This window comes from Lysinibacillus phoenicis, from assembly GCF_047238325.1.
GTDB lineage: Bacteria > Bacillota > Bacilli > Bacillales_A > Planococcaceae > Lysinibacillus > Lysinibacillus irui.
On record NZ_JBDFMP010000002.1, the window covers coordinates 1,607,893 to 1,628,553 of the forward strand.

Genomic DNA, 20,661 nt, shown 5'->3' on the forward strand with positions numbered 1-20,661 from the left:
ACCTGCTTGTATCTATCCTTTTTGTACAACAATGACCACATTTGCTGCTATAGGAATAAATTTCCATCAAAAGTTAGTTCAACAACGAACACAATCATTTTGCTATTTTACCTAAATTTATCTTTCTTTATCATAAGTGTTCCTTGTAAGATTGAGCTTTGGCATATAAGTATTTCCGCCTGCTACCATTTCTTTTGTTTCAACATCATAAATTGCATAATTACCTCTAAATTCTTTTTCTGTGTCTTTAAAGGAATAAAAAAAATAAACTTGCCTATCAGGACTAACGGTCTGATGATAGTTAATATCTATATAAGGGTAGATACTAAGAATATTTCCATCAAAAGTTATATAATTTAATCTTTCTACCTCATTGAACAATAATTTTTTTCTAACATTTACAGATGCATCAGGCATTTCTTTAAAAAGAACAGTATCCAAATGCCTTTGCTGTTGCTTTGGCTTCTGCTTATATCTTTGATAAACCTCCTGATGTATAGGATACTTTAGGTTCCTTAATGCCTGGTAAAATTCATCTACAGTTTCATCAACAACTTTTTCCTTATTTGCAGGATATAAATATTCATTATTATCTGAAGGGTTAGTTTGAGAATGAACAGGACTTTCTAATAATATAGAAAAACTGAACAAAAATATAATCACAAACGAACTAATTAAGAATGTATTTTTCATTTAGATTACTCCTTTTTAGAAGTAACGTACCCTAAATGTGCTTTAACTATCCTGCTTCGTTAGTTAGTGAGAAACTTCACTACCTTACTCTATATTTCAACAATAATATCCAATTTTACTGAAAACGTTCCTCCACAATCTGGCCCTTATGAAGAAAGACGCTTTCCTATTTCAGAAAAGCGCCCCTTAATGGAAAACTCGATTTCAAGATAATTATAAAAGACATTACTAAAATTTTTTTCTATTTTTCCTTTTAGCAGAAAAACAATTTAAAGAACTTATTGAAAAACGCTACGCTTTAGTTCAATAAGAACTGTTAAAACTGTACACTAAAACCATTAAATTTATGGATTCCTGTACCGAATTTAGTAAGTTTATTTTCTCTCAAAAACTTAACTGCAATTTTTACTTCTTCTAATATTTTTGGTTCAAGCCCTAAAGTATTATGTGAACCGTAAACCATTGAAACGTTTGGTATCTCTGAAACTTTTTCCAAGGAATTGACTAAATCCACAGGGTTTGTTGAAGGATAAAAAGCATATATAGGAGTTTCATCATATAGTAAATCCCCTGTAAACAAGTAACCGTTTGTTTCATCAAAAACGGATATATGACCTGGAGAATGTCCAGGAGTATGATAAATTATTAAATTTCTATTACCCAATTCAATTACGTCGCCATCACCTAACAACCCTGTTGGTTCCCCTTGAAATGGTTGATATGTATGAGGATTAAATGTATTAGGAGTAGGCAATGTTATATCTCTACTAATATCTTTTCTTATTTGTTCAATTGATAAGCCTTTTATTCCATTCACTAACCAGTCTTTATCTCCCTCATGAACATATATTTTTTCAAATTCGCCGTGACTTCCGATATGATCAGTGTGGACATGGGTAGTGATGACTTCAATCGGTAAAGTAGTCAATTGGTCAGTAATTCTCTTTATATTATCAATTCCAAGACCTGTATCAATTAGAATCGCTTTTTGATTACCTAATAATAAAAATGAATGTACCTTCTCCCAATGTCCATATTCACTAATTGCATATGTATTAATATCAATCGGATGCACAGTAAACCACAAATCTTTAATCATACTTTACCTCCAAAAAATTAGTTTATTCCTTACTTGTTCTACATTACATCTTCGTTTGTTGCAAAATTAGTCAACCCAAACTGAGTACCTTCATTTAGCATAATCTCTAACTCATCTAAATCTACATCTTTAATCCCCAGTGATCCTTCTTCCGCAAAAATATACCAGCAAATGAACCCAAGACGAATAGTTACTTTTAAAACAACATTTTTTGGGTTTTTGTGTCTTCTCTAACTTTCATTTGGGAACGTTATTAGGTTTGTTTATGTATACTTTATAAAACCTTGTTTCACTAATGCTACAGTAAGTTGAACAAGGTTTTGAGTTTTCACCTTAAAAACCAAATCAGTTAATGAAGCATCTCTACCTTTACCTTTAGTTTTATATCCGTAGGGAACCCTTCTTCTTCTATTACGGAAGATATGACATAAATGCCTTCAGGGAAGCCGTCAAATATCTTCTCATAACATTCATTACTTTTTAAAATACCATTTGCTATTTTTGTTTCTTTATCTAGATTTTGAATTTTGTATAAAAAACTTTCAGTACCAATATTTAGTAAGGTTATTTTAAATGGACTATCACCAGAATGAGTAAAAGAGGATTTAATTTCACCTATAGGAGACGTTATCTCTGCATCAATCGCAATAGGATAAAAACTTCTTATTGGTGCTACTTTCTCTATATCCGTGACATCTAAGATAAAAGGTTCCTTTTTTACAACTTCTTTTACTTCTTCTGTCTTTTTAGTATTATCATCTTTGTGAATTGTTTTGGAACGTTCAGTAGCCAACGATTCTGCTGTAGCTTCTGTGTTATCAGCTTCATCATTAATACAACCTGATAAAGCCAATGAACCTAATAAAATGCTTATGTAAAAATATCTTTTCAACATTTCCACCCCATATCAAAAAAAGTTACTTTAATAATACCACAAATGGATTTTATTGATTTTTATCGGTTTTAAATTTCCAAAGCTTCGTTTGGTAAAATTTTATAAAGAAAGTTATTCAATAATATGGCCCTATAATGGAATAACTAAGATGTTTATTAAATCCTATACTCATTAGTCATACTCTAATAAAAGTTCCTTGTTATCTTCTTCAATACTCGTTTACAAAAGGCATTAAAATGTACAGCGAACTTGCCATTAGGTACGTTCGTTCTAACATGCATTTCCCCTCCCTTCTCAACTCAAATGTGGGTGATGATTTCCCCTTCCATAACCTCAACAAGATTTTTTATAAAATGCCAAATTCGAAGAGTATTAAAAAAATAAAAACCCAACTGAATATCAAGGCAGTTGAGTTTAGAAATTACTTTTTAATTCATTAAAGTCGATGGTGCTTCATAATTTTTTTATTTAGGTAGAAAGAACATCTGATAAAAATAAATGCGAGTATAACGAATAATCCACCAATCCAGCTTAAATTTTCTATATTAGTATATTGAATAATGATTCCTCCTAATACAGAGCCCAGCATCATTCCCACATTCATTAAGGCGGTATTAAAACTGAGAACTGTTTCAGAGGATTGTGGTTTTAGTGAAATCAGATAAAACTGCTTTGCTGGTGTCGTTGTCCAAGTTGCTATTCCCCAAAAAGCTAGTGTGACAAATACACCCACTGCCCTATACTGTGTAAATGTTAGTACAAATAAAGAGATGATATGAACACATAAACTTAATGATATTGTTCGATTAGGTCCCCATCTGTCTACCGCATATCCTCCAAAGCGTGAACCAATAAAAGCAAAAGTGCCTAAAATAAATAAAGCGATACTTGTCATTTCAATAGAAAAGCCAGCAGTATGACTTAATAATGGAGCAATGTAGGCAAACACCATAGTATATCCTAATATCCAAAAGATCGTTGTCATTAAACCTGTAACGACTCGTTTATCTTTAATAATTTGCACCTGTTGTTTAAATGGCAACGGTTGGTTCCCTTCTATATATGGTAATAATTTGTAAAGTCCTATCAATAAAAAAAATGTGCCAAACGCAATGATTAAGAAAATATAGTGCCAATCAAAATGTCCAGCTAAAAATGTACCGATAGGCACTCCAAGTACTAATGAAACAGTGAAACCAGTAATGACTGTTGCCATAGCACTACCTCTTTTTTCTGGAACTGCAATTTGCGCAGCATAATTGGTGGCAACTACAATGTATAATCCTCCACTCATCGCCATAATGACTCTGGATAACATAAGAAAGACAAAATTATAGCTAAAAAATGCAACTAGATTTCCTAGAATAAATATAGAGATAGCATATAAAAGCACTTTTTTACGGTTCAATTTAGACGTTAGTATGACCAAAATCAAAGCTCCAATGGCATAAGATAAAGAATAAATCGTAATCAACTGGCCAGCTATTGAAATTGAAACATCTAATTCAAAAGAAATCAGTTCTAAAATTCCAGAAACAACAAACTCTGCTGTTCCTGTTACAAAAGCTCCTAAAGCTAAAAGTATGATGATTAGTTGATTTATATTATTTTTCAATTTGTACATCTCCTTATATTTGAACTGCTGTTTTTATTTTAGGTCCCATGTTAATATAAGTAAAATTGATGTTTTTAATAAAGGAGATGAGTAATTACTCATGACTATTGTGCGCTACGAAATCATTGCAAAAGTAGTCGAGCTAGGAAGCTTTACAGAAACTGCTGAAATATTAAATATGACTCAATCAGCCGTGAGTCATGCAGTTGCAAGTTTAGAATCTGAATGGGGAGTTACTTTATTAATTCGAGATCGAAAAAAGGGAATAACACTTACAGAAATAGGGCAAAAAATTCTGCCGAATATTAGAGAAATATTGAAAAGAGTGGAAGTCATTAATCAAGAAATTGCACTTATGACAAGCTTGGAAACAGGTATTATTCGTATCGGCACTTTTGCGAGTGCTTCTTCTTGCTTATTGCCTAAATTACTTGTGAAATTCCGGAAAAAACATCCTAAAATAGAATTTAAATTTTACGAAGGAACCTATGAGGAAATTACAGAATGGTTGGGTTCAGGCATTATTGACATTGGATTTGTAGTAAAAGGAAAATCAAATCCAAATTTCGATTTAGTTCCTTTAATTAAAGACAAGATGGTAGTTGCTTATCACCCTGATCATCAATTCCATTTTAAAGAAACAGTAGAAATGAATGATTTAATGGATGAATCCTTTATTATGCCAACAGGGATGTACCAATCACATGTTGAGGAATTATTTGCAGAAGCGCAAATTAAACCATCTATTCTTTTTGAAGTACACGACTGTACAACCATCGCTAATATGGTACAAGAAGGACTTGGCATTACGATAGGTCCAGAATTATATTTAAAGACACAGCAAAACATAAAAATCAGCAAACTAAATATTGAAAACAGCCGTGAAGTAGCACTTGCCTGTCATTCTATTGCAAATGCTTCTCCTGCAGTTAAGGAATTTCTCCATGTGGCAAAAAGTGTTTTTAAGTGAACATTTGCAGCGATTACGTTTCAAAATAGAGCTTCCTTTATTCATGTAACTCATGATAAAAGGGAAGAAAAAAGGGATTTGTATAGCCTTTTAGATTTTTTAAAAACACCTAACAAGTGTAATGGAACGTCCCCAATCGTTGTTTTGGAGCCTTTCGTTAAAAAATGTTTTTAATAATAGGGCCCTTTTCATGAAGAAAGACACTTTCCTTATTTTGATCTGCACCCCAAATGTTAGACAAGACTTTAACATTTGGGGTGCAGATCAATTTCAGAAAAGCGCCCGATTGTTGAAGATACTAAATTATAAACCTTCATTTGAGGAAGTAAAATTGAATGAATAGGTTTAATTCTTTGCATGTTCCGTTTAAAGACGAATAGAGCCATATTGATGTCGTCCTTCAAAAAGAAACGCAATTATACTTTCATAATAAGGTATAAATTTTTTTAGTTCGATTAGCTTTAAAATTTCCTCTTTAGAAGCCCACTTCACTGCTTGTACCTCTTCTGTTTGTAACGTCAATTCATTCAAATTAAAATCATAATCAATGAGATAATAATCATCAAATCCACGTTCAAAATTAATAGTAAATTGTGGACGCATTTTTTCAAAGTTATAATGTATCCCTAACTCTTCTAATAACTCTCTTGAAGCAGCTTGCTGACTTGTGTCGCCTGCAATAGCACTACCACCACAAGTAATATCCCAAAGATTCGACCATCCTTTCTTAAAAGGCTGACGCTGCTGAATAAGCATTTCTCCCTTTGAATTAAATATACAAACGTGTACTACTAAATGAAACTCGTCTGATGCCATGTCATCTCCACGAGTTATTTGTTTCGCTATTTTATTGCGATGTTTATCATATAAATCCCACTTTTCCATTGTTAAACTCCTTATGGATTTTTATTTTAGCTAGCCTTTTATTATACCGTAAAACAAGTTGGCAAAAGTGAATTTTAAGAAAATTTCAACTTTAATTTGTATATTTGTTTGACTAAATTGTTCCCAAGGTCTCATTTGGTAACATCCATTAAAAGATTGTTTTTGAACAATTTGGCCCTATTCATGAAGAAAGACCCTCTCCTTATTCAAGGAAAGCGCCCTTTAATTGAATAAAAAATATTTACAACTCATTTCTTTATGTAATTTACAACGTCATTAATATAACTATCGATAGGTTCGCCAGTATTTACAACCAAGCACTGATAATCAGCGGGTCTTTTACTATTGACTAATGTATATTTAAAATTCTCTTCGGAAGTTACCTCACTTATTTGACTTATCATTCTTTCTCGATTTTTCAATCTAAAATTAATCTCTTGAAAATCATCAAGGTAGCACTCAATATATTTGTACTTCACATTATATTTTTTAGACATAGCAATTCCTCGATCTACCATTTCTTGATAAAGGCAAGGGCTATCAAATACTACATTTTGTCCTTGTGATAAGTAAAATTCAATTAAAGACCAATCAATATTATATGAAATCTTACCAGTTAATTTTGATTCGATTTGAATTTCTTCTGTTGACTGTAATAAAGCAGATTTTACAATATCGTGGTCTATTATGACTGCTCCTGTACGCTCAGCAATTTGACGAGAAAGTGTAGACTTTCCAGACCCAGGAAAGCCAGACATTTGAACAAAAAACATGTTAATCCCTCACTTCTTCTACTATAAATAAAGTATCTATGGCAATAACGAAAAACTCTTATTAAATAACCAAGTTGTTCTCAAGAACTACCCCTAAATTTTAACATAAATATACAATTCTCTTTAGAGGCAGTTATTCAACTAAATGGCCCTTTTCATGAAAAAGGACACTCTCCTATTCAAGGAAAGCGCCCGATTGTGGAAGATTATAACCATAATTCGTGTTAAACTAAAGCAGCCCGTTAGTTGAAGAACTAATTTTACGCATAACTCCCTTATAATTGTTGTATGGTACTATATTATTCCGCATGTTCTTTCATTAATTTATCAAGTGCTTTACCATAAGCATCTTTGTTTTCCTTACTTAACTCATAAAGTGCGTTTTTCCAATTATCTCCATCCACACCTGATAAATGTGGAGTACTTTTTAGTACAACTTCTTGCATATTCGGCTTATCCTCTTTACTAGCGTCTTTAATAAACTTTATTGCTTTTCTTGCATCTGTTACCCCTACTTGTATGTCTTTGTGAATGTCTTTGTATTTATCAGGAACTTTTACATATTCCATATTGTCTAAAATCTTATCCATCTTGTTTGCTGTTTTTAAAATATCTTTTTCTTTTTCTTTGTCTTCCATAGCTTTCATCGAGTTTACTATGAATAAATCCTTCATGTATTGAAACTCTACTAATTGTTCACAAATATAATAGGGATACTGTTTCTCTGATATTACTGTTTTCATTGTTGATTTGCTTAACTGCTCAGTCTTAGGAGTAGACTCTTTATTTTCTACCGCACAACCTACTAATAATAGAATAGGTATTGCTAATGATACGAGTTTCGTTGCTTTCATTATATATCCTCCTTTTAGAAAGTATTGTAATTCTACATGAGTATCTTGATTGAATGAAAGTTTTTTAAAAGTATTTACTGTATAAATCTTGTCTTAGCTTTCCGCTTAGTTGAGCGTATATCTTTGTAGTCTCACTCTTTTCATGACCCAGTAAACTTTGAATGACATCAATTGGCGCACCGTTATTAATCATATGTGTTGCATAGCTGTGTCGTAATTGATGCGGATGTATACTCTTTTATACTAGCACGATTTGATATGCGCTTGATAATATATCTTAAATTATCAATGCTCATTCGCCTTTTCGGCCGTCTGTCCGTAATAAACAAACAAGGTTCTTTATCCTCTCGTTCATCTAAATACCTTTTTAACCAAATAGAACAGCGGGTATTAAAGTACACCTCCCTTTCTTTATCACCTTTCCCTTGTACAATTACTGAATTCGATTGAAAATCGATATCTTCTCGATTTAATTTTACAATTTCACCAATACGGCAGCCGGTTGAATACATAAACTCAAATAGTGCTTTCTCCATCGTTGTTTGACAAGCTTCCCTTAGATGTTCTATCTCTAATTCTGAGAGAAATTTAGGAATCCTTTTACCTAATTTCGGCTCTTTTAATTTAGCTGCAGGATTTTTTAGAGTATAACCTTCTTCATGTGACCATCTAAATAATGATTTAACACAACGAATCCTATGTCCTAAACTGGAAGGCTTTAAGTGGTCTCCTGATCGTATTAAATATTCCTTTAATCTATCTGTATTAAATTCGTTCATATCAATATCACCAAAAAATCGTAATAATAGATTGTATTGAAAACAATATGTTTTTAATGTAAGCGATGAATATCCCTCGATTTTTTTATCCTGTTGATACCTTTTCCATGCTTCGCGATAATAACATGTGTCTTTCACTCTCCTACCTATAAATCTATTAATTCTAAATTCTATTATGTTCAATGAAAGATTTTTTCATACAAGGATATTCAACAACCTAAAAAATAGTGATAGTTTTGAACTCTAATTAATCTAAAAGGCACTTTCCATTTTTCCAGGAAAGCGCCCGATTGTGGAAGACCGTTCTTTATTCATGAGGTATAAATTTAATTGATTTTACTTGATACATTTTATCTTTGTATATATAGATGATTTGAATATCCCTATATATCCTCCTACAGGAGAGATTTGTCCTCCGAGCTTTGCAACAAGTTGATTGTTTTTTATTTCAAAGTTGATAAGATTACCAAAGTATATCTCATCAAATAAATTTCCAGGTTGGATACCCAAAGGTTTAATATCAACTGTATATTTCTTGTCACCAATACTAACACTTGCCTTGTTTGGTGTTAACTCGGTCTTTACGTTTTTTAATAATATCGCTAATGGTTCATCAACAGGTACTTCAACTGGTATCTGACTCTGTGTTTTATCTGATTTTCGCGGTTGTGTTTGAAAAACATGAACTTCGCATTCTAAAACACCCGTGCCAATATCTTTAGTCAAAATTATAACTAGCTCTTTCTTTCCATCTTGACTGATATCCTCGTAGATAATTTCAGGAGACCAAGTAGGACTTGTTGTGTTTATCCAATAAGGTTTTGAAAGGATACTACCTTGAAAATCAATTTTAAAATTTGTATATAATCCATATCCATTTAGCTTTTTTGCATAAATGGAAACGCCCACTTTATCAGACCTAGCAATTTCATCATAGTCATTTGTCGTAGCTATCGCCTTCGATAAAACAGTAAAAAGAGAGATAGCAATCATTAAAATAAGAATTTTTTTCATATGAAAACACCTCATTTTAGTGTTCTCGGAATTTTACTGACTATTCTACCGATTTGCTAAGTTAATGGAGGTAAAACCTTCCAAACCCTGGTTTGATAACATAATGTAATTGAAAATGATTTTATTCAACAATCTGGCCCTTTTCATGAAGAAAGACGCTTTCCTTATTACGGAAAAGCGCCCGATTATTGAAGATCGTTATTCAACTCAAGCACTCCGTTAGTTGAACAAGAAATGCTCCCCAAACGAAGTTTTGTTACCTAACTTTGATTTTGGGAACGTTTTTTTGTTTATTGATGTATGCGTTATAAATCCATGTTACACTAAAGTATCCCGTTAGTTTAAATACTAACCTACCATTCTTAGGGACATGGTTAGTTGCATAAGGAAACTTATTCTTCTTCAACTTTGAGATTTTTATAAAAGCTATCAACTATTGGATAAATATCAGGCTCTGTATAATAGTAATAGTCATTTACATAATTTTCTGTAAATATAAAAGTCATTTGTTCATCTTCATAAAGGGTAATGGAATAAAGGAATCCAGCTCTATCTTCTTGATTTTCTTCAGGTATAAATTGTACATCCTTGATTTCACTCAAAAACTCATCAATTACTTTTTTATCTGTTGTGATTTTTGAATAACCTGTACCTCCATCTTGTACTTGAATTTTAGTAACATCTTCAAGGTCGTTTTTATAAAATTCCGTAAGTGTTTTCGTTTCTAATCCACAGCCTGTTAAAAGAAAAATAAATAAAAATAAAGCTAACATTATTTTTTGAGTATACATTTCAACACCTCCGTATCAAAATCGCTATACTTTTAAATTAATTAAAGTATAACCTTCCCAAAGCGAGATTTGGGGACTTTTTGCTCTTAACGTTGTAAATCCAAATGAACAACAATAAGTAATTATTTTTTATTTTTTAGTTCTAAAAGTATAGGTGTTATATTTAGTAAAATAGAAACAATTGTCAGAAACCATAACGCCTTTTCCATAGAAGGTGCAACATCCAATAAAGCCGTCCAATCTTCAACTTTTACCCAATTAGATACAAGGCTATGTTCTGCACAGAGTGTCAGTGCTGTAAATGATAACCCGGTTGTCATCGCAAGTTTATAATCTTTACCTGTTGTATACATATAAAGATTTATAAAAGTTGCTACTATAGCAATAAGACCTAATATTAACCACAAAATGACACCTCCCTTTTTCAATATAGACATAAATTGTAATTAAATTGTTCCCAAACCCTCACTTGGCAATATTTAGCGAAAATTTGTTATTCAACAATCTGGCCCTTTCCATGAAGAAAGACGCTTTCCTATTTCAGAAAAGCGCCCGATTGATGAACAACGAAAGTGTGAAGTAGATAAGAAAGCTATAAACAAATTATCATATATTCCAATTAATTAATAATCCAGCATATGCCAAACCACCACCGAAGCCATACAATAACATCTTGTTACCATTTTTGATTTTCCCTTCAAGTATACCCTTATCTAGTGATAATGGGATTGTAGCCGACGAAGTATTACCGTAATCAACTAAGCTATATAATGTTTTTTCTATCGGGAAATCAGCTTTTTCACATATTGATTCAATCATTCTTAAATTTGCACTATGAGGTACAAACCAATCAACATCACTTAAAGGGATAGATGCATTTTTCATAACAGTTTGCATACCTTTAGGAACAGTAGTAACAGCCCATTTGTAAACCTCGCGTCCATTTTGAACGATTTTATCACTATTAATTAAATCCTCTTCAAACATACGATTTGATAAATTGGAACAATATAAGCTTTTTCCTTTTTCCCCCTCTGAACCCAAATGTGAGGATAGAAAACTTGGTTTTTTTTCGTCGAACTCTACAAGTACTGCTCCTCCACCATCTCCAAATAAAATACAGGTAGATCTATCCTCATAATCAGTAACTTTAGATAGAGTTTCTGCTCCAATAACAAGAATTTTCTTGTGTAAACCAGAAGTAATTAATCCATTTGCTACATGCAATCCATAAGTAAACCCTGCACAAGCAGCGTTTAAATCAATAGTTCCAGAATTTTTAATACCTAGCTTTGCTTGGACTAATGAAGACACGCTTGGAGTTTTGAAATCAGGAGTTAATGTACAGACGATAATCATATCGACGTCATCTACTGATTTATCGTATCGTTCCATTAAATTTCTTACGGCTTTATAACTTAAATCACTTGTAAATTCTTCTTCATTTGTTATTCTTCGTTCTTTAATACCAGTACGTTTAACAATCCATTCATCGTTTGTTTCAACTAATTTTTCTAAATCGTAATTTGTTAACCTTCTTTCAGGTACATATGAACCTATGGCAGTAATACGAGCTTTAGATACGGACATAAAAAAACCACCTTATTTAGAAATTTTTACTCCTTTATTTTATCACTTATTACTAGCACTAGGTACTAATAATGGGTAAAAAAATTTTTTTTACCGGATGCACAGTTAATTCAATAAACCTTACTCCATTAAATGGCCCGATAGTTGAACAAAAAAATCCTGCATATCAACAAAGGAATTTTAATCAAACTATATTATAAATGTTAATCTTTGTTTTAAATAATCGAGCTTTGTTATAAATGATCAATCTTTTTTATAAAATTGTATATGACAAATAAAGTTTGAAATATATTCCTTATAAATTGTAAGTTCAAGCCATAAGGAATTTTGAAGGAATAAAAGAAAGATGGAAACGAAGCGTAATGAATACTACATACAATTTAAAACTAGATTATAACTTTTTGTAGCTTTATAAAGATTGATTAAAAAATATCCCTCATTCCTTATCAAAAATTACATTTTAAAAAATGATTGATAAAATGTAGTTAGTTACTCTTTTTAGATTAAGTATAAGATTTTTTAAAAAAAGTTCGATCATTTTCCTGTTATTTTGTCCGCCCGACTAAGGTAGGTTAACTCCTACCTTAGTTTAAAATTATTCATTTCCAATCTTAGATTTCCATTCTTAGTCTTAGTGAGTGATAAACCAGATTACTCAGACATAATAAAAAGACTCCACAATAAATGAATTCTTTTTATTATTATTATATTTTTTAGATTGCATTATATAATACCTATGAGAATGCTGATAATTAAAAATGGGATATAAAAATTCAACTGAAGCGATAACAAAATATAAATACTGGCAGACAATAATAAAAATTTGGCTGATTATCAATAAATTATTCACTTTCCTTGCATTTTTCATGTTTATGGACATGTTAAATTATAATCGTATGTATTGATGCAAAGCACTCAATACATTAGTTATCTTCCCTTCGAATCTTTTCTTTTCAATAAATAAAAAGAACCCGCTTCAAATACCATGCCATGTTTAAAAGCCCATGTCATAATGGTTTCTTGAAGCGGGTTCTTCCCGTTATTTAAATTAAGTTACTACAATTTCACCAATTATTACAATATTGCTTCTTAGTCTATTTTTGAACAAAAGGAGCTTTAGCTAGATACTTCATGTTGCAATATTTGAGTGTTTCGTTTCAATCTAACTACTTTTTTTATGTCATTACATGGATGAGAAGAGTAACTGTACGGAAATTGACAAATTTTAATAGAATTAAAGATTTTTATAAAATAACATGTTATTTTTAATAGAAAATAAGTCCAAAAAATAAGATAAATATCCGATTAAGGACTATATAACTAACCATATTGAAACAAATTGTTTTTATTAACCATTACAATTTAACTATATATACAGACTTTGAATAATTATTAATATATTGCTATCATACTAGTTGCTTTCTAATTCCAACAAAAGGAGACTAGTTATATGAATACTAAATTCACAAAATTAAGCAAAAAAGGATTAAGTGCTACCATTTTAGCTGCTGGAATCATAGGTGTTTCAATGGCGCCAAATGCATATGCTCATGGGTTTGTTGAAAAACCTGCTAGCAGAGCTGCTTTATGTACTCAAAATTATGGGGCACTTAACTTAATGTGTGGAAACGTTATGTACGAGCCACAAAGTCTAGAGGCACCTAAAGGATTTCCACAAAGTGGACCTGCTGATGGTAAAATCGCATCTGCTGGGGGCCTATTTGGTGGTATCCTTGATCAACAAACTGCAGATCGTTGGTTTAAGAATACGATTACAGGAGGATTAAATACTTTTACATGGAAATATACTGCCCCTCATTTAACAAGTAAATGGCATTATTATATTACAAAAAGTGGTTGGAATCCTAATAAACCATTATCTCGTGCTGATCTTGAACTGATTGGTACTGTTGAACATAATGGTTCTGCCGCATCGAATAATTTAACTCATACAATTAACGTCCCAACTGATCGTAGTGGGTACCACATTATTCTAGCTGTTTGGGATGTAGCTGATACTTCAAATGCCTTCTATAGTGCAATTGATGTTAATTTGGTGAATAATGGAGACGTAGATAAAGAAGCTCCAACTCAACCAAATGGATTACTTACAACAAAAGTTACTTCTAACAGTGCTGAACTAAAATGGAATCCCTCTACAGACAATGTGGGTGTAAAAGAATATCAGGTATTACGAGATGGTAAAGTAGTTGGCGTGGTACCAGGAACATCATTCACAGATAAAAATTTAAAAGCGAGTACTAGATATACATATACAGTAAAAGCAGTAGATGCTGCTGGAAATGTTTCTAATGAAAGCGAATCGACAGTTGTAGAGACAATGCACACTGTTCCAGATACAGAAACACCAACGCAACCGACTGCACTACACTCAATGGGAGTAACATCTTCTAGTGTAGACTTAATGTGGACTGCATCAGAGGATAATGTAGCAGTTGACCATTATGTTATATATAAAGGGACACAAGTTGAACCTATGACTGTTGTTGGGACATCAAAAACTACATCATTTATGGACAAGAATCTCCAAGCAAATACAACATATAAGTATGCAGTAACTTCTGTAGATACAGCTGGAAATGAATCCATTAAAAGTCCAATTTTAACTGTAACAACAAAAGACCTCGGAGCTTCTTATGAACAATGGAATCCGTTTAAGGCGTATACAAAAGGAGATAAGGTAGAATACCAAGGAAAGAATTATGAAGCTGTTCAAAGCTATCAAGGATACGGAGATCCAAATTGGATCAACGCGTTGTCTTTATGGAAAGAAATCCAATAAAAATTAAGTGTAATAAACAAATTATTATAACGTTCTTGCCGATTACTAAGTAAACGACACTATCTTTATAAACACCAAAAAGAGCTGTACATAAACGTACAGCTCCTTCTATTGTATTCTCTTGTGCTCACGGCAGAAAGTAAAGTGAATTGCGCACAATATTGTCCAGCATTTCACGATCCGCAGTTACAGTGGTCACTGTAATCCCATGCATAACATTAACCAGGTATTGGGCCAATGCTTTTATATCCCAGGTTCCCTTCAGCTCACCGCTCTGCACCGCACGTTCTAGCAGTTGGTAAAAGGCTTCCTCGTTCTCAGCCATATTAGCTTTGACCAGATTATATACCTTCTGATGGGAAGCTGCCAGCTCTAACGAGGCATTCACCATAAAACAGCTACGGCGGCCCGTATATTCGATAACCTCATGAAAATATCGCAACAGTAGTTCCTTCGCCGAACCTTGTTCATACAAGATAGACCCCAGTTGTTGTTTGGATTGAAGGTCGTAACGCTCCAAAGCTTGAAGGTACAAATCCTCTTTACTTCCAAAAGTCTCATAAATACTGCTTCGACTAAGTCCAAGCTGCTCCACCAAATCCTGCATAGAACAACCCTCATACCCTTTATGCCAAAACACATCGATGGCCAAATCCAATACTTTAGGAATTTCAAAACTTTTTCTTCTGCTCATAACCCACCTCTTCACAAAACAACCTTAAGCGGCAAAAAAGGTGCGTGAAACTCAAGTGTCACTTAAGCTTGCACAAACTTTAGAATCTCAGCGTTAAACTTTTCCTTCTCTTCAAACACGAGTCCATGGCCGCTTTCTTCAAATACGATAATTTCTGCATTTGGAAACCCTTTAATCTGAGGTTCAAAAGGCATTGTATCATTTTTGCCTTGGAAAATACAAACAGGCACATGAATTTGGTTCAATTCTTCTCGTGAATCTTCATAAGCAAGGCACTTTAGTGACATTGCAAAAGCTACGGGATTCTGTATCCAAAGACATGCGATTGTACCAGTCAATAAAAGCTTGGCTTGGCTTTTGATGGAACAAAGTGCTATTGAAATCTTCAATCAGCTGTGGACGGTCTTGCTGTGCAGCTTCTATAAGAGACTCCATAACCTCAACTGGCAAGCCATATGGATAATCCGATCTTTGCGTGAAGAGAGGTGTAGCTGCAGAAGCAAGCACCATTTTGGAAACGCCATAGCCTTGATGTCTTGCCATATATCTCACTGCAATGGCTCCACCCATTGAGAAGCCCACAAGGGTAGCATTTTTAATCTCCAACTGCTCAAACACCCTGCGAATGTCATCCGCAAATTGATTGTACGAATAGCCATTGAGCGGACGGTCAGATTTACCGAAACCTCTTAAATCAATACCAATGTAGCGAATCCCTTTGAAAGGAAGAACGTTTCTTTGGTATTCATACATTGCTTGCCCGACAGGAAGACCATGTATGAATACTACCGGCTTCCCTTCACCGACATCTTCTACATATAAGTTTACGTTGCCTCCCACAGATACAAAATGGCCTGAAGCTGTTGTTAATCTTTGAGTCATATTAATAACCCTCCATATTATCATTTATTGTTATTCCAAGTCATTATGGAACAATCATTCCGAAAAGAGTTTAAAAAAAGAGTCACTTCGACTCAATTGCTTCCTACCTTTGATGAAAGTAGTCTGTCCTTTTCTGGAATGAACGTTCCATAACGAAAGTGATTATACTCTTTTTTACTCCTAGTAGTCAAACACAATTAAATACTTTTATTTACATGAAAATAAAAATGAACAGCAATTGGGGAATGAAGTACTCGATTATTACTACCTTTTCTGGTATAATAAGTCAATTCTCCTTCTAAAATTAGGATGATCTTCTCCATATGGATGGAAATGAGCTTCAATTCCATTATCATCTTTATCTATCTGAAAATATAGAACTCGATGATTCTTACAAGAACTTTCCCAAATTTTTTTGAATTTAATATCAGATTTTATTAAAGCTTTTAAATCCATACCATATCACCTCGTTAATCTTATAAATTAATTATCCTAATTATCACCATAAATATCCAGTTATTTTAGAAAAAGGGTTGTTCAATAAAATTGTCCTTAATTGAAAAAAGACCCATTCCTTATTAAAGAAATGCGACCGATGTTGAAAGAACGTTTTTCATCTAAAGTCCCTGGCCTAAAATAGTTTAAACACATAGTTATTTTTACTAAAACACCATTATAGAAACGATTTAAAAACAACATGCATCTGTTCGATATCTGATACAATGCTATTAAATGTAATTTTAAACAAAAACAACAGTACCTTTGGTTACCCAATTTTGGATATACTTTCAGGTACTGTTGTTGTTGGTTAATTAATAAATATCTTTTCTAAACTCTTTTTCTATTCAGAAGACCAAAAAGTGCAAATCCAACCAAGAGAATACCGATAAGGTTCATAAAACCTGTCTGCTTTTCACCTGTTTGAGGCAATATTTGCTGTTTCTCTTTTTTCGTATAGTCTTCTGGGGTAATATTACTTTCATTGGTATTACTATCAATACTATTAGCATCTTTACTAGTATTACTGTCTGTATTAGAACTGCCATTCATACCAATATTGCCGTCTGTATTGGTATTACTATCCGTACCAGTATTATCCTCTGTATTAGTATTACCATCCGTATCAGTATTACCGTCTGTATTAGTATTACCATCCGTACCAGTATTACCGTCTGTATCAGTATTACCACCCGTATCAGTATTACCATCCGTACCAGTATTACCATCCGTACCAGTATTACCATCTGTATTAGTATTACCATCCGTACCAGTATTACCACCCGTACTAGTATTACCACCCGTACCAGTATTACCATCCGTACCAGTATTACCGTCTGTATTAGTATTGCCATCCGGAACTACCTGAACCACTTCTGTTTTAGCTGGAGGTGTTGTAATTTCATTATTTTTTGAGTCATATGCAATTGCTATGTTCTCTATTGTTGCATTTAAAGCACTTGGTAACACTTTTACTCTGAACTTAATAGTAGCTGTTTCCCCCGCTTTTAATACGACCGGTTGAATAATTAACTCACCATTTTTCCAAACATCAGTATCCATTAATTCTTTGCCATTTAAAATAGTAGACCCTGGAACTAGCTCAACATGAGCAGGTAGTTTATCTTTGATTGTACCATTCCAAGATTCAATTTTTTCTTCGTTTTTAGCTTCAATTGTATAGGTTATAAGACTACCTATATTTGCTTTTGCTTTATCTACTTCTTTAGTTAACTTTATATCAACCGGTAAAACTTGGATATCCGTACTTGGCTTATCCGGATCATCAATATTGTCTCCACCAACAGCAGCAATATTTTTGATTTCCTCGCCGGATTGTCCCGACAAGATTTTAGCTTCAAATGAGACTGTATACCATTCCGTATCTTTCACATCACCAAATTCCGCGATTACAGCGCCATTACTGAATGAACCTTTACCATTATGACTAACTTTAATACTATCTTCTACATATTGTATGCCTGTAGGAAGCTTGTCTGTAATCGTAAAGTTTTTAATGATACTTTCAGATACTTTATTACGTGATTTAATTGTATAAACTATCGTGTCTCCAACTTCAAAATTGTTCTTTCCTGTTTGTGCATTCACAGCAGTTTTACTAGATTCCAAAATTGGATTACGTGGATAGACATTGACTACCTCTTCTGGTTTATCTGGGGTTGGAATATTATCGCCTGTAACTGTCGCTACATTTTTAATATCCAATCCTGCTTGACCCGCTTGGACTTTTACTTCAAATGTTAGTTCATGCCAGTTTGTATCTGTAATATCACCGAATTGGCCGGTTACAGTTCCGTCGGCATAATGACCTTTGTCTGTATCTTGTTCATCTGTTACTGCTACGCCATCCACTTTTAAGCTACCTGGTTGGTACTCAAGCCCTTTTGGTATCGCATCCGAGATGACTAAGTTTTTAACTAGACTATCTGTTAACGTATTTTGCGTTTTGATTGTATACAGAAGCGTATCTCCAACCTCTGGGTGATCCTTATCTGTATTTCCTGAAGCCTTTTCTTTAATAGTCGATGATTTCTCCGACGCTAGTTGTGCGCCACGTGGATAAACATTGACTACCTCTTCCGGTTTATCTGGGGTTGGAATATTATCGCCTGTCACTGTCGCTACATTTTTAATATCCAATCCTGCTTGACCCGCTTGGACTTTTACTTCAAACGTTAGTTCATGCCAGTTTGTATCTGTAATATCACCGAATTGGCCGGTTACAGTGCCGTTGGCATAATGGCCTTTGTCTGTATCTTGTTCATCTGTTACTGCTACGCCATCTACTTTTAAGCTACCTGGTTGGTACTCAAGCCCTTTTGGTATCGCATCCGAGATGACTAAGTTTTTAAGTAGACTATCTGTTAACGTATTTTGCGTTTTGATTGTATACAGAAGCGTATCTCCAACCTCTGGGTGATCCTTATCTGTATTTCCTGAAGCCTTTTCTTTAATAGTCGATGATTTCTCCGACGCTAGTTGTGCGCCACGTGGATAAACATTGACTACCTCTTCCGGTTTATCTGGGGTTGGAATATTATCGCCTGTCACTGTCGCTACATTTTTAATATCCAATCCTGCTTGACCCGCTTGGACTTTTACTTCAAATGTTAGTTCATGCCAGTTTGTATCTGTAATATCACCGAATTGGCCGGTTACAGTGCCGTTGGCATAATGGCCTTTGTCTGTATCTTGTTCATCTGTTACTGCTACTCCATCTACTTTTAAGCTACCTGGTTGGTACTCAAGTCCTTTTGGTATCACATCCGAGATGACTAAGTTTTTAACTAGACTATCTGTTAACGTATTTTGCGTTTTGATTGTATACAGGAGCGTATCTCCAACCTCTGGGTGATCCTTATCTGTATTTCCCGAAGCCTTTTCTTTAATAGTCGATGATTTCTCCGACGCTAATTGTGCGCCACGTGGATAAACATTGACTACCTCTTCCGGTTTATCTGGTGTTGGAATATTATCGCCTGTCACTGTCGCTACATTTTTAATATCCAATCCTGCTTGACCAGCTTGTACTTTTACTTCAAACGTTAGTTCATGCCAGTTTGTATCTGTAATATCACCGAATTGGCCGGTTACAGTGCCGTTGGCATAATGGCCTTTGTCTGTATCTTGTTCATCCGTTACTGCTACGCCATCTACTTTTAAGCTACCTGATTGGTACTCAAGTCCTTTTGGTATCGCATCCGAGATGACTAAGTTTTTAACTAGACTATCTGCTAACGTATTTTGCGTTTTGATTGTATACAGGAGCGTATCGCCCACCTCTGGGTGATCCTTATCTGTATTTCCTGAAGCCTTTTCTTTAATAGTCGATGATTTCTCCGACGCTAATTGTGCGCCACGTGGATAAACATTGACTACCTCTTCCGGTTTATCTGGGGTTGGAATATTATCGCCTGTCACTGTCGCTACATTTTTAATATCCAATCCTGCTTGACCAGCTTGTACTTTTACTTCAAACGTTAATACATGCCAATCCATATCCGTAATATCACCGAATTGTCCTGTAATAACCCCATCTATAAAATGGCCTTTATCTGTATCTTGTTCATCTGTTACTGCTACTCCATCTACTTTTAAGCTACCAGGTTGGTATGCAAGCCCTTTTGGGATAGCATCTGAAATAACTAAATTTTTAATCATGCTATTAGAGATAGTATTTTGGGTATAAATCGTATACAGTAATGTATCTCCAACTTCTGGATTTGCTGCATCAGTATTAGCAACAGCTTTTTCTTTTAGCACTGCAACTTTTTCAGATTGTAGAACTGGACCATTTTGATTAATT

At 33.7% G+C, this 20,661-nt stretch carries 18 protein-coding genes and 2 pseudogenes; 2 read left to right on the top strand and 18 right to left on the bottom strand.

The genetic code is table 11. The annotated features are described in order from the left end of the window. Positions 1–117 precede the first annotated feature (117 nt). The 4 genes from ABC382_RS09760 to ABC382_RS09775 all read right to left on the bottom strand — a co-directional run bounded on the left by ABC382_RS09760 (position 118) and on the right by ABC382_RS09775 (position 4,311). Positions 118–693 carry a hypothetical protein gene (locus ABC382_RS09760; RefSeq protein ID WP_274796114.1) on the bottom strand — a complete coding sequence of 192 codons (576 nt, stop codon included), beginning with the start codon at positions 691–693 and terminating at the stop codon, positions 118–120. Between the two features lie 316 nt (positions 694–1,009). Next, positions 1,010–1,792: an MBL fold metallo-hydrolase gene (locus tag ABC382_RS09765; RefSeq protein WP_274796113.1), complete on the bottom strand. Its 783-nt coding sequence runs from the start codon at positions 1,790–1,792 to the stop codon at positions 1,010–1,012. Positions 1,793–2,141: 349 nt separating this feature from the next. Further along, positions 2,142–2,687: a hypothetical protein gene (locus tag ABC382_RS09770; RefSeq protein ID WP_274796112.1), complete on the bottom strand. Its 546-nt coding sequence runs from the start codon at positions 2,685–2,687 to the stop codon at positions 2,142–2,144. Between the two features lie 436 nt (positions 2,688–3,123). Further along, the gene (locus tag ABC382_RS09775) at positions 3,124–4,311 is read right to left on the bottom strand and encodes an MFS transporter (protein WP_274796111.1); all 1,188 of its coding nucleotides are present in this window, start codon (positions 4,309–4,311) and stop codon (positions 3,124–3,126) included. A gap of 91 nt (positions 4,312–4,402) precedes the next feature. Here ABC382_RS09775 and ABC382_RS09780 point away from each other — a divergent pair, with 91 nt between their 5' ends. Beyond that, a complete protein-coding gene (locus ABC382_RS09780; protein ID WP_274796110.1) occupies positions 4,403–5,272 on the top strand; it encodes a LysR family transcriptional regulator in 870 nt (289 codons plus the stop codon). Between the two features lie 366 nt (positions 5,273–5,638). On the opposite strand, the gene ABC382_RS09785 is transcribed toward ABC382_RS09780, so the two are convergent. The 8 genes and pseudogenes from ABC382_RS09785 to ABC382_RS09820 all read right to left on the bottom strand — a co-directional run bounded on the left by ABC382_RS09785 (position 5,639) and on the right by ABC382_RS09820 (position 11,958). Further along, the gene (locus ABC382_RS09785; RefSeq protein ID WP_274796109.1) at positions 5,639–6,157 is read right to left on the bottom strand and encodes an NUDIX hydrolase; all 519 of its coding nucleotides are present in this window, start codon (positions 6,155–6,157) and stop codon (positions 5,639–5,641) included. Positions 6,158–6,405: 248 nt separating this feature from the next. Then, a complete protein-coding gene (locus tag ABC382_RS09790; protein ID WP_322610336.1) occupies positions 6,406–6,930 on the bottom strand; it encodes a P-loop nucleotide/nucleoside kinase family protein in 525 nt (174 codons plus the stop codon). 299 nt (positions 6,931–7,229) lie between these two features. Then, a complete protein-coding gene (locus tag ABC382_RS09795) occupies positions 7,230–7,784 on the bottom strand; it encodes a hypothetical protein (RefSeq protein WP_274796106.1) in 555 nt (184 codons plus the stop codon). A gap of 64 nt (positions 7,785–7,848) precedes the next feature. Continuing rightward, positions 7,849–8,563 (bottom strand): annotated as a pseudogene (locus ABC382_RS09800) (tyrosine-type recombinase/integrase). Between the two features lie 336 nt (positions 8,564–8,899). After that, positions 8,900–9,577 carry a hypothetical protein gene (locus tag ABC382_RS09805; RefSeq protein WP_322611451.1) on the bottom strand — a complete coding sequence of 226 codons (678 nt, stop codon included), beginning with the start codon at positions 9,575–9,577 and terminating at the stop codon, positions 8,900–8,902. A gap of 392 nt (positions 9,578–9,969) precedes the next feature. Next, positions 9,970–10,368: a hypothetical protein gene (locus ABC382_RS09810; RefSeq protein WP_269897391.1), complete on the bottom strand. Its 399-nt coding sequence runs from the start codon at positions 10,366–10,368 to the stop codon at positions 9,970–9,972. Between the two features lie 122 nt (positions 10,369–10,490). Next, positions 10,491–10,775, bottom strand: a complete 285-nt coding sequence (locus ABC382_RS09815) for a hypothetical protein (protein WP_274796102.1) — start codon at positions 10,773–10,775, stop codon at positions 10,491–10,493. A 199-nt stretch (positions 10,776–10,974) separates the two neighbouring features. After that, positions 10,975–11,958 carry a ketoacyl-ACP synthase III gene (locus ABC382_RS09820; RefSeq protein WP_274796101.1) on the bottom strand — a complete coding sequence of 328 codons (984 nt, stop codon included), beginning with the start codon at positions 11,956–11,958 and terminating at the stop codon, positions 10,975–10,977. Between the two features lie 1,450 nt (positions 11,959–13,408). Between ABC382_RS09820 and ABC382_RS09825 the strand changes: the two genes are divergently transcribed. After that, entirely contained in the window at positions 13,409–14,761 is a 1,353-nt protein-coding gene (locus ABC382_RS09825) for a lytic polysaccharide monooxygenase (RefSeq protein WP_407133127.1), read from the top strand. Between the two features lie 127 nt (positions 14,762–14,888). Here the strand turns inward: ABC382_RS09825 and ABC382_RS09830 are convergent, their stop codons facing one another. The 6 genes and pseudogenes from ABC382_RS09830 to ABC382_RS09855 all read right to left on the bottom strand — a co-directional run. Continuing rightward, positions 14,889–15,455 carry a TetR/AcrR family transcriptional regulator gene (locus tag ABC382_RS09830; RefSeq protein ID WP_312505300.1) on the bottom strand — a complete coding sequence of 189 codons (567 nt, stop codon included), beginning with the start codon at positions 15,453–15,455 and terminating at the stop codon, positions 14,889–14,891. A gap of 62 nt (positions 15,456–15,517) precedes the next feature. Then, positions 15,518–15,742, bottom strand: coding sequence for an alpha/beta fold hydrolase (locus tag ABC382_RS09835; RefSeq protein WP_412926775.1), 225 nt, complete (start codon positions 15,740–15,742; stop codon positions 15,518–15,520). Further along, positions 15,717–16,337: an alpha/beta fold hydrolase gene (locus ABC382_RS09840; RefSeq protein ID WP_412926776.1), complete on the bottom strand. Its 621-nt coding sequence runs from the start codon at positions 16,335–16,337 to the stop codon at positions 15,717–15,719. Before ABC382_RS09840 ends, ABC382_RS09835 begins: the two co-directional genes overlap by 26 nt. A 264-nt stretch (positions 16,338–16,601) precedes the next feature. Beyond that, entirely contained in the window at positions 16,602–16,793 is a 192-nt protein-coding gene (locus ABC382_RS09845) for a hypothetical protein (protein WP_322611448.1), read from the bottom strand. Positions 16,794–17,165: 372 nt separating this feature from the next. Further along, on the bottom strand, positions 17,166–18,443 hold the full coding sequence (locus ABC382_RS09850) for an isopeptide-forming domain-containing fimbrial protein (protein WP_409264026.1): 1,278 nt from the start codon (positions 18,441–18,443) through the stop codon (positions 17,166–17,168). Positions 18,444–18,476: 33 nt separating this feature from the next. Beyond that, a pseudogene (locus ABC382_RS09855) lies at positions 18,477–20,645 on the bottom strand (isopeptide-forming domain-containing fimbrial protein); the annotation flags it as partial. Positions 20,646–20,661: the final 16 nt, after the last annotated feature.

Coding starts and splice junctions, on each gene's coding strand:
- ABC382_RS09785 (WP_274796109.1), bottom strand. CDS start 6,157: ATGGAAAAGTGGGATTTATATGATAAACATCGCAATAAAATAGCGAAA.
- ABC382_RS09845 (WP_322611448.1), bottom strand. CDS start 16,793: ATGGATTTAAAAGCTTTAATAAAATCTGATATTAAATTCAAAAAAATT.
- ABC382_RS09825 (WP_407133127.1), top strand. CDS start 13,409: ATGAATACTAAATTCACAAAATTAAGCAAAAAAGGATTAAGTGCTACC.
- ABC382_RS09805 (WP_322611451.1), bottom strand. CDS start 9,577: ATGAAAAAAATTCTTATTTTAATGATTGCTATCTCTCTTTTTACTGTT.
- ABC382_RS09820 (WP_274796101.1), bottom strand. CDS start 11,958: ATGTCCGTATCTAAAGCTCGTATTACTGCCATAGGTTCATATGTACCT.
- ABC382_RS09795 (WP_274796106.1), bottom strand. CDS start 7,784: ATGAAAGCAACGAAACTCGTATCATTAGCAATACCTATTCTATTATTA.
- ABC382_RS09830 (WP_312505300.1), bottom strand. CDS start 15,455: ATGAGCAGAAGAAAAAGTTTTGAAATTCCTAAAGTATTGGATTTGGCC.
- ABC382_RS09775 (WP_274796111.1), bottom strand. CDS start 4,311: ATGTACAAATTGAAAAATAATATAAATCAACTAATCATCATACTTTTA.
- ABC382_RS09780 (WP_274796110.1), top strand. CDS start 4,403: ATGACTATTGTGCGCTACGAAATCATTGCAAAAGTAGTCGAGCTAGGA.
- ABC382_RS09835 (WP_412926775.1), bottom strand. CDS start 15,742: ATGTCACTAAAGTGCCTTGCTTATGAAGATTCACGAGAAGAATTGAAC.
- ABC382_RS09790 (WP_322610336.1), bottom strand. CDS start 6,930: ATGTTTTTTGTTCAAATGTCTGGCTTTCCTGGGTCTGGAAAGTCTACA.
- ABC382_RS09765 (WP_274796113.1), bottom strand. CDS start 1,792: ATGATTAAAGATTTGTGGTTTACTGTGCATCCGATTGATATTAATACA.
- ABC382_RS09770 (WP_274796112.1), bottom strand. CDS start 2,687: ATGTTGAAAAGATATTTTTACATAAGCATTTTATTAGGTTCATTGGCT.
- ABC382_RS09810 (WP_269897391.1), bottom strand. CDS start 10,368: ATGTATACTCAAAAAATAATGTTAGCTTTATTTTTATTTATTTTTCTT.
- ABC382_RS09760 (WP_274796114.1), bottom strand. CDS start 693: ATGAAAAATACATTCTTAATTAGTTCGTTTGTGATTATATTTTTGTTC.
- ABC382_RS09840 (WP_412926776.1), bottom strand. CDS start 16,337: ATGACTCAAAGATTAACAACAGCTTCAGGCCATTTTGTATCTGTGGGA.